Consider the following 12,940-nt stretch of genomic DNA (forward strand, 5'->3'; position numbering starts at 1 on the left):
AAATACGATAATAAATAAATTTGGTGTGGACATTGAAATGGACTTAAGGGCGGAGCTACTGGGGTTAGCGCCCTTTTTTGCGTAAATAGGTTGCTGGCTAGTTATAACTAGTTGTTCGTCCATGTCTAAATCTGATGAGATGAGTACACTAAACTATCTTAATAGGGAGGTGTACGTATTGAGTTGTCCAGACGATAAAAAATGTCACCATAAAAAAATCGTCACCATTGCTCCTTCGAAAAGAAAAAGAAAAGAACATTGCCGAAAAGTTATAAAAAAGGTTGTTAAAGTAACATGTCCACCACCTGAAGTAAATGTCACTACCCCGACAGTCATTGGTCCCACAGGTCCTCAAGGAGCACAGGGTGCTCAGGGAATACAAGGAATCCAAGGAATCCAAGGGGGACGGGGCCCGCAAGGAGCAGAAGGACCTCCAGGACCCGCCGGCGGGCCTCCAGGACCCCAAGGACCCCAAGGTCAACCCGGGCCAGCGGGGGCGATAGGACCACAGGGTGTAGCGGGGCCCGTTGGTCCGCAAGGTGCACAAGGAGTACCGGGCGCACAAGGGCTTGTTGGTCCCCAGGGCCCGCAAGGTGTACCTGGTCCTGCAGGAGCGATAGGACCACAGGGTAATGCAGGAGCGACAGGACCTGCCGGACCCGTAGGCCCAGCCGGGGCAACAGGAGCAGCAGGAGCAGCAGGAGCCGCAGGACCTGCCGGAGCGACAGGAGCAGCCGGGGCCACAGGAGCAGCTGGAGGGGTATTGGGATTTGCTGATTTCTTTGCTCTGATGCCCCCGGATAATGCAGCAACTGTAGCACCGGGCACAGATGTGAGCTTTCCTCAAGATGGCCCAACCAGCGGGACGACGATTACCCGAATCGGACCCAGCTCATTTAATTTAGCGGTAATCGGGACTTATCAGGTGCTGTTTCAGGTTAGCGTAACCGAGGCAGGGCAACTCATCTTAACTCTTAATGGTGCGGATCTTGCCTATACCGTGGTTGGGCGTGCAACTGGTACCTCTCAAATCGTAGAAATGGCTATAGTGCAAACAACAGTTATTAATAGCATACTGACAGTTCGAAATCCAGCGGGTAATTCCACGGCACTTACGATTACTCCTCTTGCTGGAGGAACAAGACCCGTTTCAGCACATCTTGTCATCACGCAACTTGCCTAGCGGTTACCTTACAAATAGATAATTAATAAAATGCTGCCACCATTAGCTTGGTGGCTTTTCTTGTGATTCGCTTTTATACATAAAAAAAGCTTGGAATTAAGACTGAACAATAGCCATGTGACAATAATGTCTTACCGCATGTAAGATTGTTATGTAAATCGATGGGGAAATAAGTACATCCCCCGTATACTGGAAAAAAAGATTCCATTACCGAAAGGGGGCTATCCACCGGTGACTGATATTATGAAAGCAATCATTCTCGGCATAATCGAAGGTTTAACTGAATTTCTACCGGTATCATCTACCGGACATCTTATTTTAGCAGGTGATTTGCTTAGCTTTGAGGGAGAAGCTGCAATCACTTTTAAGATTGTTATACAGCTGGGTGCAGTAATGGCGGTTTTAATTCTTTACTGGAAAAGGTATTTGGAGATTGGGTTTAATATGGTTAGAATGGATTTCTCCAAAAGTAAAGGATTAAACATCATTCATATGATATTAGCTATGTTGCCTGCATTAATCCTGTATCTCCTCTTCAAGGATACTATAAAAAGCCGTTTATTCGGCCCGACTCCTGTCGTGATCGGTCTAGTAGTCGGGGGCTTGTTGATGATCATCGCTGCACGGAATAGGCGGACAGAAACCGCTGATACGATGGATGGAATTAGCTATAAACAAGCCCTCGGAATCGGTCTGTTCCAATGCCTGGCGTTGTGGCCGGGATTCTCGAGATCGGGTTCGACGATTTCAGGCGGCCTTTTGCTAGGCACTAGCCAAAAAGCCGCCGCAGATTTTACATTTCTTATTTCCGTCCCTGTGATGTTTGGTGCAAGCTTGTTGGATTTGTATGATAGCCGTGATTTGTTGAATTCTGACGATTTACTTCTAATGTTAATTGGCTTTGCGGCATCCTTTATAGTGGCAATGATTGCCGTAGTGACCTTTATCAAACTGATTAAACGTCTTCGCTTGGAATGGTTTGCCCTCTATCGGTTTGTATTAGCAGCTCTATTCTATTTCATCGTCATACATTAATTAGTTCCATTTAGTTGTTAAGGATCTAATGTGAGTTTTCTGGAGAAGGTTCAAATTTTCACAATGTATTTTTGTTTAAAAATGCGATACACTGGACTCACACAAGATTGTGATTGCTAACTGAAGGAATTTTACAGCAGCGGAAAATCACATCTTCTTATCTATTTGGGAGGTGTCTTTTTGGAAGACGTAATTGATTTTGTCCAAACCTTCAAAGGTTTAGAGGCGCGGATTAATGAATTCATTAACGAGGATTCGTCTCTGGAATATGTGGAGGGATCTGAAGAAGTAGTGGCTGGAGGAGCTTACGCCTGGTCCAAATTAAAACCCGCTGAAATAAATAAGCAAGATCACATTGACTCTGATTATATGGAATTAGCAGATGAGGTCAGAAAAGTTTTGAAAAATGAACACAGCCCTCATATTGAAAAATTTGAACGGAGTTGCGCCTTAGTTTTAAACTATATTCGGCAAGATACTTTGCTCTGGGTTCCTGGTTTGAAAAATGTGATTGAAAATATAAAATCCGAATTGGATTTACAGCAGTTTTTCATGGAAGTGACACGATAGTTTATTATATAGTGGCCCGTCAACCGTAATCCGTTGGCGGGCATTTTTCTTTCGTGGCAAGTCTGACCTGCATTACCAGGCATAAACCCCATTTACATCGAGAAACTCCCCGTTATGCCGTTTACCATCTGTTGCGTAGCCGACAATAATAGCTGCACCGTCTGCTTTGGATTTGCCGCCTTCGGCATTGCCGTTCAAATCCGTCTTGGTGAAGCCGGGAGTGACGGCGAATACTTGAGCATTGCTGTCCTTGCATTCAATCGCCATGGCCACGGTCATTGCATTGTTGGAGGTTTTGGAGGCGTTATAGTCAAAAGCATTAAGCGCATATGCAGAGCTCTGCATGAAGTGAAGTGAGGCCATATCGGTCGATACGTTCACAATGGTTCCTTCATTCTTTTGGATTAAGGGGAACAGCTGTTGATTCAGGCGGAATGTTCCGAAGAAATTTACTTCAAAGGCATTGCGCAAATCGGCCTCTCGGGTTGCACTGAATGAGCTTGAGAAGGCTCCCGGCATGCCGGCATTATTAATTAAAAGCTTCAGATCAGCGTAGTTGGCCCGAATGCTGCCGGCCGCTTCTTCAATACTTTCTTGATTAGTCATATCAATTTGCACGAACTCTGCGTATAATCCCTGGTTTCTTAGTTCGGAAGCTGCGGCTTCCCCCCGTTCAATACTGCGTGCACCAAGCAACACCTTCCAGCCCGCTTCACCGAGCTGTCTCGCAATTTCAAATCCAATTCCTTTATTGGCGCCTGTTACAAAAGCGGTTCTGTTCATCGTAATCCTTCTTTCTGCGGGATATGGTCTAGCAACAATTCAAAGTGTATTATGCTACACTTAGTGTAGGTCAACATAAAAATTCGGGAGTGAAACGGAATGTTTACGATAGGACAAGTCGCCAAAAAAGTTGGGGTGGGCATAGGGGCGATCCGCTTTTATGAACGAAAAGGACTTCTGGATGCAGTAGCCCGCAATGAGCAGAACAACCGACTGTATACCGAGCAGGAAATTACCTGGCTGATCTTCCTTAGATGTCTGCGTGAAACGGGAATGAGTGTGGAGGAGATCAAGAAGTATCATGACATGGTCAGAGCCGGTACGGCTACCTTACCGGAGCGGATTACGCTTATTCAGAATCAGAAGAAACAGCTCCTGGATGATATAGAAGCGAAGAAAGCACAGCTCATTCATCTGGAGCATAAGCTGGAGCGGTATTATGCCGGGGAGAATTATTAATAGATAATATTCTGGCGAGGTTCTCTATGGATTCAAGATGTATGTCATGGTCCCCGTCTATCATTATATGGTAGTATTTAGTAAATGGAGGGGCTAAAATGAAATTAATGAAGAGATTGGGTTTGTGGTTACCGATTCTGTCTGTAGCGGTATGTATGATTAATCTGTCAGGGCAAGATGATAAAAACCTGCTGCTTTTTTTGACAAGTCCTTTGCTGTTATGGCTTAACCCTCAGCTGACAGATCTGCATTACACCATGGACAATGAACTTCTGTTCCAGTTTATACTATACGGCATTCACTTCTTCTTCTGGCTGGGGTTTGGATTATTGTTCGATTGGCTAATAGCTCGCAGAAGAGCAAAGTAGAGTTCCGAAGTTCCGAAGGCAGGCTCAGGGAGATGTTGACTTCACAGATATAAGTTACAGAATCATGATGAAATAATTAAAAATATATAACCAAAGGAGAGGAGGATAGAGTGGCAATGAGTGAAGCAGAGGATAATAATCTTGAACTAGAGAAGCGGGTTGCTGCGCTGGAGAAACGGATTGCTGTGATGGAGAACTATAACCCGCCCCCGCAGTCCACCAAAAAGGTAGTCTGGATCATGCTTGCGGTAATACTCGGAATCTTCCTGGCAATGGCGGGTATCGGGATTATCCAGTTTGTCAGCAGCGGCTAGTCGTTATTCTTGTCATTAATCAGCAGAGAAGTGCAGACCAGCGTTACAATAAGCATGATGCCCATTGCGATCATCTGAAAGATATTATTATAGGCTCAGCCAGATTTAAGGTTGGTTTAAGCAACGGTGAGTATATTGTATACATACCCCCTGATAGAAACCTTAGACCCTGCCGGACGTTGGCGGGGTCACTTTTTTATAGGATGAAAGGTTACGGACTGAGCTAGCTCTCTATATGCTGATTATTCTTCACGGAGGTTTAACAGTTAGCTGTCAGAATTCCCCCCACTTCTCTAAGTGGCGGGATGAATGTCAGCGGTCTTTCTCATAGACAAATACAACCTAAAATATTACAATAAAACTATTCAGTAGTATTATGAAATGGGTTGTGATATCCATGGAATTAGACACAAATAATCATTCAGTATTCTCTCTTCATTATCATCTTCTTCTAGTCGTGAAGTACCGCAGAAAAGTAATAGACGATGACATTTCGAATCGGTTACAAGAGATATTTGAGTCTATTCAGCCTAATTACAATATCACCCTGCAGGAATGGAAGCATGACAAGGATCATGTTCACATTCTAATGAAAGCTCACCCCAATAGCGATATTTCTAAATTTCTGAACGCTTATAAGAGTGCATCCTCCCGTCTAATTAAGAAAGAATTTCCTGTAATTCGTCAACAGCTGTGGAAGGAATATTTCTGGTCCAGAAGTTATTGTCTACTGACGACTGGCGGTGCGCCGATTGAAGTCATCCGGAAGTACATCGAATCTCAAGGTCAGAAATGAGGTGGGCAGGTGTTAAAGGCTTATAAGTATCGAATCCATCCCACCTATGAGCAAGAGCAGTACTTCACTAAAGTATTCGGCGCTGTTCGCTTCATCTACAATCGAATGCTTGCAGATAAGATTGAACATTACAAGCAAACGGAAACGATGCTCAAAACGACACCTGCGCCATACAAAAAGGATTTTGCCTGGCTGAAAGAAGTGGATAGTCTAGCCTTAGCCAATGCCCAGCTTCACTTAGAGAAGGCTTATCAGAATTTTTTCCGTGAACCGAACGCGGGATTTCCAAAATTCAAGAGCAAGAAGAAGAATAGCCATAGCTTCACAACCAATAACCAGAAGGGAACCATTGCCATTACAGAGGGAAGGATCAAAATTCCCAAACTAAAAACGAAAATCAAAATCGAGCTGCACCGTCCATTCGAGGGACGTATTAAATCATGCACCATTTCCAAAACACCCACGGGAAAATATTACGCTTCCGTATTGGTGGAAACGGATATCATCCCATTGCCCCCACTCGAGACGAAGATCGGTGTGGATCTGGGGTTGAAAGACTTTGCGATTCCTTCACATGGCGAAATCATACCGAATCCGAAGTACTTGCGGAAGTCTGAACAACGATTAGCCAAGCTGCAAAAGGACTTGTCACGAAAGAAGAAAGGGAGCCGTAACCGGTATAAAGCAAGGCTGAAGGTCGCCAGACTGCATGAAAAAATAGCGAATCAACGGAAAGACTTTTTACACAAAACGTCCACCCAAATGATAAACGAAAACCAAGTGATCGTGATGGAGGACTTGCGTGTAAAGAACATGATGCAGAATCATAAGTTAGCCAAAGCCATATCCGAAGTGTCTTGGAGCCTGTTCAGAGACATGCTGACCTACAAAGCGAAATGGTACGGCAGAGAATTAATCATTGCTCCCAAACACTTTGCAAGCAGTCAATTGTGTTCCTGCTGTGGCTACAAAAATGCAGAAGTAAAGAACCTAGCCGTACGGGAGTGGTCCTGCCCTGCCTGTCATACGGAGCATGACAGAGACCGGAATGCGGCACTGAATCTTCTACAACTAGCCATGTAAATGGCCCTTAGCGGGTTAGGAACTAGCCTATAAGCTTGGGTAAACTTGGAGCAGTAGCTCTATTGACCAAGAAGCACCCACCTCTTAGGTGGTGTGTAGTTCACTCGTACTCCTTGGGTTCCTGCAGTAAGATGGAGAAGGTCTGCGTTTCGTGGTCCACTTCAATGGTCTCGATGCCGACAAAATCCGGAATTTCGGGATGAACTGCATCTACGCTGTAATCCGGATGGGTCAGCAATAATTGAATGACTTTTATGGCTTCCATGTCGCTCCCCTTTACGGTTGAAATGTAACCATGCATAGAGGTACATCTGTTGTTCTAATGTCTATGCCGGTATTATCCCCGCAGCGCTTAGCGAATATGTCTATGGATTAATTTTCTGTCTTCGTTTCTTTCCATTACGGCCATTAATTGCCCCTGGAAAATCCGCCGCTGGATCTGGTCAATCCGCTGCAGAGCCAGCTCCACAGGCACCTGGAAGGTACTGGCAAGCTCAGCCACGGCATCCTCACGCAGTTCAGGCAGTGTCCGTGCAGAAATCATGGAATAGGGCATGGCGGCATAGAGAATAAACCGTTCCGATTCATCCTCCTGCGCCTGCGTGAACTGTTCAGGCATCAGAGTATGCTTGCCGGCATGGCGGAGCAGATGACAGAGCTCATGGAGGAACTCCAGCCGCTGCAGTTCGGGAGGGAGCCTGTTGTCGATAAACATGCTGTACATTCCCGCGCTGGCCTCAATGCTCTTGCTACGGACATCCAGATAATGAATCCAGATATTCAGCCGCTCGGCTATGTATTCAATGGATATGTCTGACGGCTGGCGGACACCGATGCGCTGATATAAATCCTCTGTCCATTTCTCCAACGCAGTCATCTGATAATAGGATTGCATAATCAATCACCTCAATATAAGATCGTATGTTCGTATTAATGGTCAAAAGAAAAGCCCAGAAGGGCTAAGCAATCAGCACACTCAACATTCAGCAGCTGAATGGATATGGAACGGGTGTTCCTATGTTTGTAAGCATAAAGCAATCAGGCGCGAATATCAAGTGTTTTTCCCAAGGTGGGGTGTACGCCCTGACTCAGCATCTGGACCATATTCTGGGCATCCGTCTGTGCCTGATCTTTGGCAATACTCATTACCTGTAGTCCCGCAGCCTGCAATAATGAGGACTGGTTCATGACAACCGATAACGCAGCAATATCCATTTGTGTTCCTCCTCAAAGTTTCCTTTCTTTGAAGCAGCGCATCCACCTTTTATATCGACTGATTGGGGCTTGGCCGTTAGGTAAATGGCATTTCTTTGCCGATTGGCCCATGCCACCGGTTAGATTTCCACATATTCTGTGCTGTATTCAATATTCAAGAGGAGGAATTAAATTATGGGAGCAGAGTATGGTTGCGGTTGTGGAAATAACGTCGGTGGAGTTAATCAGGGTCCTCCGATTGTTCCGGTAGTAAGCCCTTGGACTTCGACTGGTGCGATTCTGGTTCTGTTCATTCTGCTGGTTATTATCACTAAAGCCTGTTTGTTCTAGAACCGCATTGAACAAGTGCTGCCCTGTCTGGCCTGTGGCCGGATGGGGCTATTTCTTTTTTTTGCGTGCCGCCGGACCGATCTGGCGTTTGATTCTGCCTGTATGCTCATCCGTTTCAATGATATACAACTCCTTGACTGTACCTGCAAGTGCAAACCATTCCTGTAAGGCTTCAGCCTCGGACATAGGGCCGTACAGCCTTTTCCCCCGATAACAGATATAGAACACTCCCGGCTCTCCGTCTATGGAATAATATCCCACCCTATTTTACGCTTTATCCGGGTGAAATTGCATAAAGAACTGTCGTTCGCATAACAGGCATGCAAATGTCCTTATATGACGGAGAGGAGAGCGGCTAATATGAGATCTGTTTCTTATCAGCAATTATTTGCGATAGCGGTAGCGCGGGAGTAGTCAGTCATTCTGCCTATTTGAACATGAACTCTACGCGGGTACCGTCTGCGAAGTCCTCCAGCTGATTGCCTACCCAGCTTCCTGCCCCGCGGTTATCACTTGGGGTTATGTATTCAATATCGGCTCCGGCTCCGCCTTCTGCACACATCGCCATCGGCCATTCATCGCGGTCATAACCTTTTTTGGTGGGTACGCCCTTCAGGGATTCCTTACGGTTCTCTTCGGCTTCATTCCGGTCAATCGTGCAGATGGGGGACTCCCCGTTCTCAATCGCTTCCTGAATATGTCTGGCGGTCTCCGGATAACGGTCAGACGGGAATTCCAGCCGGACAACCTCCGAATTGTCAGAAGACGGCGTCTGAGACGGGAGCTGACCATTCTCCCCGAAGTAGTACGCAGCCAGGCTGAGCAGAACAACAATAATGAGACTGGTGATGAATTTTTTGGCTTTCATATCTGCTCCTTTAAAGTTTTGTTAGCATAGCTTCCAAGTGATAAGCTCCGGCAAAACTCGCTTCGGAAGCATACGCTTAAGTATTGTGGGCGCAGGAAGCCTGCGCTCACAATAGTATAGCGTATGACTGCGGAGTTGGAACAGACGTAATTCTTGTCTATCCGCCGTTCTGATGTTACATAATTCGCCATAAAATGTACAAACAGATGGAAAAGGATGGTGGGAAAAGTGGAACAGCGTGTACTCAGAGATCTGCTGGATTCCGCGTCACGGCTGGTAGGCGATGTACAGTGGCAGGCCGCCTTCCGCAGTGTGCTGATGAGTCCTGCGGATGAGGAGCTGGCCCTGCCTGCGCGTAAATTGCTGAACACCTTATACTGGCTGCAGGGGCAAGGCGTGATCAGCGGACAGCATGATTATCTGGAGAGCCCGGATGAATTCAGCGTGAAGCTGAAGAATACCGGCGGGAGCTATGCGGGACTTCACGGCTATGAAATGGGACCCATCAGTAACCAGACGGAGCAGCAAATCAGCAGCCAGCGGCAGGGCGTCACGGACAGTGCGGTCCGCTGGCATCAGGCCGGGGGAATCGTGACGATGAGCTATCACGCCAATCTGCCGGGAACCGCTCCGGCCTGGGCGAATGTCTCAATGAGTCTCAGCGAAGCTGATTTCAGCAAATATATTACTCCGGGAACGGCTCAATACACAGCAATGATTACCGAACTGGACAAAGTAGCCGTGTATCTCAAAAAGCTGAATGATGCCGGTGTACCTGTGCTCTGGAGACCTTACCATGAGATGAACGGCGGCTGGTTCTGGTGGGGGCAGAAGTCTTCCTTCAGCACCCTCTGGGAGATTATGTTCGAGCGGTATACCGTATATCACAAGCTGCATAATCTGCTGTGGGTGTGGAGTCCGAATGCGAAGAATCAGTGGTGTGATGAACCTGCGAAATATTACCCGGGCAGCGGAAGAGTGGATGTGCTGGCCCTGGATATCTATGAAGCGGACTTCAAGGGGAGCCATCATGACAGTCTCTGGGATCTGGGGCGCGGCAAGCTGATCGCCATAGGCGAGAATGGGGAGCTTCCTCCGGCAGCCCTGCTGGCTGGTTCCCAGAACAAATGGAGCTACCAGATGACCTGGGGCAAGCTGCTGTATGAGAAGAACAGTGATGCGGTGATCAAAGCTTTTATGAAGGATAATTTCGTGTTCACCAGAGATGAATATGCAGCAATGGATCCATCAACGGGCGGCATTCCTAAGCCGGGCTTGTATGGCCAGTACTACAATAACATTACGCTCAGCGGTAAGCCCGCCCTCACCCGGACGGATGCCAACATCAACTTCATCTGGAGACAGGCAGCCCCTGATCCGGCTATTGGTGCAGATATGTTCTCGGTACGATGGAGCGGCAGGTTAAGTGCGGTGTACAGTGAGACTTACAGCATCTATACTTCTTCGGATGATGGCATCCGGGTATGGATTGACGGCAAGCTGATTATTGACAGCTGGATGAAGCAGAGCGGGCAGGAACGGCAAGGCAGTGTGAAGCTGATTGCGGGTAAGCTGCATGAGCTGAAAGTAGAGTATTACGAGAACCAGGGGGATGCGCGGGCCGTGCTGATGTGGGAGAGCCCCAGCCAGGTCAAAGGCGTAATTCCGGCAGGGGCTTTGTATCTTCCTTGACAGGGGAAGGTCTTAGGTCAGATTTGTTCGCGGTAGCTGATGTTGTTGGCGACTTTTTCGTTGCGGACCGCTTGTCGCAGCACGTCTTTTACAGCCTGAACCTTGCGGATTTTGCGGAAAGGAAGCTGCGGCGACGAGGCGTCATCCGAGAGGATCGTAAGCGTTCCAATGCCTAATATACGGTCGGGAATCGACTGCGTGACGGAAAAATCATTGACCCGCAGCAGCTCGATTTCTTCGACATCCTTGCCGATCAGTCCGCTCTTCACCATAATCCGCTGGGTAGTAATCGTGTATCTGGTGGTATTGAGTCCAATAAGCCCCTTGAGCCGGTCGGATATGCCCGCAGGCTTACCCTGCCACAGCTCGGTTTCTGTGCTTGTTCCGGAGACCCGGTCTGCCGACGGACGGCGTGCTGCTGCCGGAGCGTTATTATCCTCTGTACCTGCTCCGCATTCTCCGCAGAATTTGGCACCTTGCTTATATTCCGCACCACAGGCTGTGCAATAAGGCATAAGATATCTTCCTCTCGTATAACGGATAATTTGATTATAGTATAACAAGAATTTCCAGTCACTACCGGGTTCCTCTTGTGTTTCTTTCTGTGAATACGCTTTATCTCAGGAAAATGTTTCATCCCGGCCGATTTTACATTAATTTCATTTGCACTTAACAAAATTCGATATTATTCTGTTAAGTGGAGGGATATAAATATGAGACGATTTTTATTTGCAGGATTACTTATGATCGTTGTAGTCCTAAGTGCCTGCAGCAATGACAGCGCAGAACCTGCTTCGCAGGAAGTAGTGCAGGATACAGTTCAGAGCTTCTACAATGAAATGTCAAAATTCGATGAAATGGGTAAATCCTCGCTGGAAAATTTCAACACCACCTTAACTTCGTATTCAACCGGAGATGCGACCGACAAGGAGCTGCAGAAGGCCGTGGACGAGTTCCAGGATACCGCCTCCGATATCGCCAATCAGGTGAGTGACGTGAAGATTTCCAAGAGCCTGCCGGACACCATCCAGACGCTGCTCAGAGATTCTATTATTGCTTTTAAAAGTGCCTATTCCATTAAAGAGCAGGCCTCCAAAAGCGCGGTTTCTCCTGATGTAACTGCCGAGGAATTCAATGCGATGAACCAGCAGGCGGATGTTGCGATGCTGTACGGCATCTCCAAGCTGAATGAAGCCAGAGCGGCCGCAGGATTGATTGATCCGGAAGAGAGCACAGAAGGTCTAATTGTGGACCCGTCAGAGGCGGGCGCGGCTGCGAAGACGGATACGGGAGCTGCAACGACAGGGAGCACGGCAGGAAACACGGCCAATTAAAAAGTATTCATCCCCGTTTAGTGCCTGAGTAATTACCAGAATGAATTCAAACTAGCCCCACTGCTGTGGGGTTATTTTGCTGTGCTGGCGGAGTCCGGTATCGTTCCTTCCAGGTCTGGGTGCTTACATATATTTCTGCTTGCTTAAAAAGCCGGATCACGGATATAATACAAACATACGTTCGGTACATGGGCGGACAACGTATTGCGTATTGTATACAGACCATAGATTGGGGGAGCGGCAATGGGCAAAAAGCTGGAGGGCAATAACCTGTGGGACAGCAACCGGACAGTACTGCCGGAGCAGATGCGCGTAATCAGTAGAGGTGAACGGGAGACGTGGCAGAGCGTCAGGCCGGTTCCGGATGAGCACAAGCTGGAGGAAATTGAGCATACACTGGCTTTGTCGCTGCGGAGTCATGTGCGGGTAACGATAGTCTTGTTTGACCCTCTCGAGCACAAGCTGCTTAGCGGATTTGTGACCTCCATTCACACCCACTCGCGCGAAATCAAGCTGCAGTGGGCGGAGGAATGGAAGTGGCTGAACGTGGATGATATTGTGGACGCCTATATCGTCTGAGGGTACAGGCGAAGCTGGCCGGAGCGGACGGAGCGGTTAATTTCTCCCGGCGGTTTCCGTCTTTTCATAAGCAATCAGCGTGACTCCGGGAATCCCGGTCATCCGGGCGATGGCCGACTCGGCCTCGCGGATCACTTCAACAACATCCTCCTGATCGCTAAGCGCGGCTACCTTATAGCTGTCACTGTGAATATCCATGGTTGTCCACCTTTCCATGCGGGATTAAGGATTAACGGTACTCCATGTTAGTGTGGCCTGTGGTGCAGCAATTCATCCTTGTTGGCTCCTATTTACGTTAAGCTGGATCAAGCCTCATTAAAGCCCTCAGGAT

General features: G+C 47.5%; 21 protein-coding genes. 13 read left to right on the forward strand and 8 right to left on the reverse strand.

Annotated features, from left to right (window positions below):
• The first annotated feature begins 314 nt into the window (after positions 1-314).
• The 4 genes from MHI42_RS29320 (at position 315) to MHI42_RS29335 (ending at position 2,788) form a co-directional block, all read left to right on the forward strand.
• Positions 315-503 carry a hypothetical protein gene (locus MHI42_RS29320; RefSeq protein WP_342421434.1) on the forward strand — a complete coding sequence of 63 codons (189 nt, stop codon included), beginning with the start codon at positions 315-317 and terminating at the stop codon, positions 501-503.
• A gap of 260 nt (positions 504-763) precedes the next feature.
• A complete protein-coding gene (locus MHI42_RS29325) occupies positions 764-1,183 on the forward strand; it encodes a hypothetical protein (protein WP_245647916.1) in 420 nt (139 codons plus the stop codon).
• 231 nt (positions 1,184-1,414) lie between these two features.
• Entirely contained in the window at positions 1,415-2,218 is an 804-nt protein-coding gene (locus MHI42_RS29330; protein WP_342421435.1) for an undecaprenyl-diphosphate phosphatase, read from the forward strand.
• Positions 2,219-2,398: 180 nt separating this feature from the next.
• Complete coding sequence (locus MHI42_RS29335; protein WP_042139313.1) at positions 2,399-2,788, forward strand: hypothetical protein; 390 nt, start codon at positions 2,399-2,401, stop codon at positions 2,786-2,788.
• 72 nt (positions 2,789-2,860) lie between these two features.
• Here MHI42_RS29335 and MHI42_RS29340 read toward each other — a convergent pair whose 3' ends face one another.
• Complete coding sequence (locus MHI42_RS29340) at positions 2,861-3,571, reverse strand: SDR family NAD(P)-dependent oxidoreductase (protein ID WP_342421436.1); 711 nt, start codon at positions 3,569-3,571, stop codon at positions 2,861-2,863.
• Between the two features lie 99 nt (positions 3,572-3,670).
• On the opposite strand from MHI42_RS29340, the gene MHI42_RS29345 reads away from it, so the two are divergent.
• From MHI42_RS29345 to tnpB, 5 genes are all read left to right on the forward strand, one after another.
• Complete coding sequence (locus MHI42_RS29345; RefSeq protein ID WP_342421437.1) at positions 3,671-4,030, forward strand: MerR family transcriptional regulator; 360 nt, start codon at positions 3,671-3,673, stop codon at positions 4,028-4,030.
• 98 nt (positions 4,031-4,128) lie between these two features.
• On the forward strand, positions 4,129-4,398 hold the full coding sequence (locus tag MHI42_RS29350; protein WP_171719978.1) for a hypothetical protein: 270 nt from the start codon (positions 4,129-4,131) through the stop codon (positions 4,396-4,398).
• A 116-nt stretch (positions 4,399-4,514) separates the two neighbouring features.
• Entirely contained in the window at positions 4,515-4,712 is a 198-nt protein-coding gene (locus MHI42_RS29355) for a hypothetical protein (protein WP_342421438.1), read from the forward strand.
• Positions 4,713-5,109: 397 nt separating this feature from the next.
• Positions 5,110-5,508, forward strand: a complete 399-nt coding sequence (tnpA, locus tag MHI42_RS29360; RefSeq protein ID WP_342421439.1) for an IS200/IS605 family transposase — start codon at positions 5,110-5,112, stop codon at positions 5,506-5,508.
• Positions 5,509-5,517: 9 nt separating this feature from the next.
• Positions 5,518-6,591 carry an IS200/IS605 family element RNA-guided endonuclease TnpB gene (gene tnpB / locus MHI42_RS29365; protein ID WP_342421440.1) on the forward strand — a complete coding sequence of 358 codons (1,074 nt, stop codon included), beginning with the start codon at positions 5,518-5,520 and terminating at the stop codon, positions 6,589-6,591.
• A 100-nt stretch (positions 6,592-6,691) separates the two neighbouring features.
• Here the strand turns inward: tnpB and MHI42_RS29370 are convergent, their stop codons facing one another.
• The 3 genes from MHI42_RS29370 to MHI42_RS29380 all read right to left on the reverse strand — a co-directional run bounded on the left by MHI42_RS29370 (position 6,692) and on the right by MHI42_RS29380 (position 7,806).
• Positions 6,692-6,856 (reverse strand): hypothetical protein, encoded by a 165-nt coding sequence (locus MHI42_RS29370; protein ID WP_342421441.1) that lies wholly within the window; start codon positions 6,854-6,856, stop codon positions 6,692-6,694.
• 87 nt (positions 6,857-6,943) lie between these two features.
• Complete coding sequence (locus tag MHI42_RS29375; protein ID WP_171719980.1) at positions 6,944-7,486, reverse strand: ImmA/IrrE family metallo-endopeptidase; 543 nt, start codon at positions 7,484-7,486, stop codon at positions 6,944-6,946.
• Positions 7,487-7,629: 143 nt separating this feature from the next.
• Positions 7,630-7,806 (reverse strand): YjfB family protein, encoded by a 177-nt coding sequence (locus MHI42_RS29380; protein WP_171719981.1) that lies wholly within the window; start codon positions 7,804-7,806, stop codon positions 7,630-7,632.
• Between the two features lie 174 nt (positions 7,807-7,980).
• Between MHI42_RS29380 and MHI42_RS29385 the strand changes: the two genes are divergently transcribed.
• Complete coding sequence (locus tag MHI42_RS29385; protein WP_155991357.1) at positions 7,981-8,136, forward strand: hypothetical protein; 156 nt, start codon at positions 7,981-7,983, stop codon at positions 8,134-8,136.
• Positions 8,137-8,184: 48 nt separating this feature from the next.
• On the opposite strand, the gene MHI42_RS29390 is transcribed toward MHI42_RS29385, so the two are convergent.
• Together MHI42_RS29390 and MHI42_RS29395 are read right to left on the reverse strand one after the other, a co-directional pair.
• Entirely contained in the window at positions 8,185-8,322 is a 138-nt protein-coding gene (locus MHI42_RS29390; protein WP_156118708.1) for a hypothetical protein, read from the reverse strand.
• A 241-nt stretch (positions 8,323-8,563) separates the two neighbouring features.
• Positions 8,564-9,004, reverse strand: a complete 441-nt coding sequence (locus tag MHI42_RS29395; RefSeq protein ID WP_342421442.1) for a NucA/NucB deoxyribonuclease domain-containing protein — start codon at positions 9,002-9,004, stop codon at positions 8,564-8,566.
• A 228-nt stretch (positions 9,005-9,232) separates the two neighbouring features.
• On the opposite strand from MHI42_RS29395, the gene MHI42_RS29400 reads away from it, so the two are divergent.
• Positions 9,233-10,696, forward strand: coding sequence for a glycosyl hydrolase (locus MHI42_RS29400; RefSeq protein WP_342421443.1), 1,464 nt, complete (start codon positions 9,233-9,235; stop codon positions 10,694-10,696).
• Between the two features lie 17 nt (positions 10,697-10,713).
• Here the strand turns inward: MHI42_RS29400 and MHI42_RS29405 are convergent, their stop codons facing one another.
• Entirely contained in the window at positions 10,714-11,211 is a 498-nt protein-coding gene (locus MHI42_RS29405) for a PH domain-containing protein (protein ID WP_342421444.1), read from the reverse strand.
• Positions 11,212-11,439: 228 nt separating this feature from the next.
• Here MHI42_RS29405 and MHI42_RS29410 point away from each other — a divergent pair, with 228 nt between their 5' ends.
• Together MHI42_RS29410 and MHI42_RS29415 are read left to right on the forward strand one after the other, a co-directional pair.
• On the forward strand, positions 11,440-12,030 hold the full coding sequence (locus MHI42_RS29410; RefSeq protein WP_342421445.1) for a hypothetical protein: 591 nt from the start codon (positions 11,440-11,442) through the stop codon (positions 12,028-12,030).
• Between the two features lie 243 nt (positions 12,031-12,273).
• On the forward strand, positions 12,274-12,609 hold the full coding sequence (locus MHI42_RS29415) for a YolD-like family protein (RefSeq protein WP_342421446.1): 336 nt from the start codon (positions 12,274-12,276) through the stop codon (positions 12,607-12,609).
• Between the two features lie 36 nt (positions 12,610-12,645).
• Here MHI42_RS29415 and MHI42_RS29420 read toward each other — a convergent pair whose 3' ends face one another.
• Complete coding sequence (locus tag MHI42_RS29420) at positions 12,646-12,807, reverse strand: hypothetical protein (protein WP_342421447.1); 162 nt, start codon at positions 12,805-12,807, stop codon at positions 12,646-12,648.
• Positions 12,808-12,940: the final 133 nt, after the last annotated feature.

Source organism: Paenibacillus sp. FSL E2-0178, from assembly GCF_038593005.1.
Taxonomy (GTDB): Bacteria; Bacillota; Bacilli; order Paenibacillales; family Paenibacillaceae; genus Paenibacillus_AQ; species Paenibacillus_AQ phytohabitans.

What these genes read in the sequence shown, in the direction of transcription:
- MHI42_RS29320 (WP_342421434.1), top strand. Translation starts at nt 315, where the DNA reads ATGTCACTACCCCGACAGTCATTGGTCCCACAGGTCCTCAAGGAGCAC.
- MHI42_RS29340 (WP_342421436.1), bottom strand. Translation starts at nt 3,571, where the DNA reads ATGAACAGAACCGCTTTTGTAACAGGCGCCAATAAAGGAATTGGATTT.
- MHI42_RS29345 (WP_342421437.1), top strand. Translation starts at nt 3,671, where the DNA reads ATGTTTACGATAGGACAAGTCGCCAAAAAAGTTGGGGTGGGCATAGGG.
- MHI42_RS29350 (WP_171719978.1), top strand. Translation starts at nt 4,129, where the DNA reads ATGAAATTAATGAAGAGATTGGGTTTGTGGTTACCGATTCTGTCTGTA.
- MHI42_RS29355 (WP_342421438.1), top strand. Translation starts at nt 4,515, where the DNA reads ATGAGTGAAGCAGAGGATAATAATCTTGAACTAGAGAAGCGGGTTGCT.
- tnpA (WP_342421439.1), top strand. Translation starts at nt 5,110, where the DNA reads ATGGAATTAGACACAAATAATCATTCAGTATTCTCTCTTCATTATCAT.
- MHI42_RS29370 (WP_342421441.1), bottom strand. Translation starts at nt 6,856, where the DNA reads ATGGAAGCCATAAAAGTCATTCAATTATTGCTGACCCATCCGGATTAC.
- MHI42_RS29375 (WP_171719980.1), bottom strand. Translation starts at nt 7,486, where the DNA reads ATGCAATCCTATTATCAGATGACTGCGTTGGAGAAATGGACAGAGGAT.
- MHI42_RS29380 (WP_171719981.1), bottom strand. Translation starts at nt 7,806, where the DNA reads ATGGATATTGCTGCGTTATCGGTTGTCATGAACCAGTCCTCATTATTG.
- MHI42_RS29385 (WP_155991357.1), top strand. Translation starts at nt 7,981, where the DNA reads ATGGGAGCAGAGTATGGTTGCGGTTGTGGAAATAACGTCGGTGGAGTT.
- MHI42_RS29390 (WP_156118708.1), bottom strand. Translation starts at nt 8,322, where the DNA reads ATGTCCGAGGCTGAAGCCTTACAGGAATGGTTTGCACTTGCAGGTACA.
- MHI42_RS29395 (WP_342421442.1), bottom strand. Translation starts at nt 9,004, where the DNA reads ATGAAAGCCAAAAAATTCATCACCAGTCTCATTATTGTTGTTCTGCTC.
- MHI42_RS29405 (WP_342421444.1), bottom strand. Translation starts at nt 11,211, where the DNA reads ATGCCTTATTGCACAGCCTGTGGTGCGGAATATAAGCAAGGTGCCAAA.
- MHI42_RS29410 (WP_342421445.1), top strand. Translation starts at nt 11,440, where the DNA reads ATGATCGTTGTAGTCCTAAGTGCCTGCAGCAATGACAGCGCAGAACCT.
- MHI42_RS29415 (WP_342421446.1), top strand. Translation starts at nt 12,274, where the DNA reads ATGGGCAAAAAGCTGGAGGGCAATAACCTGTGGGACAGCAACCGGACA.
- MHI42_RS29420 (WP_342421447.1), bottom strand. Translation starts at nt 12,807, where the DNA reads ATGGATATTCACAGTGACAGCTATAAGGTAGCCGCGCTTAGCGATCAG.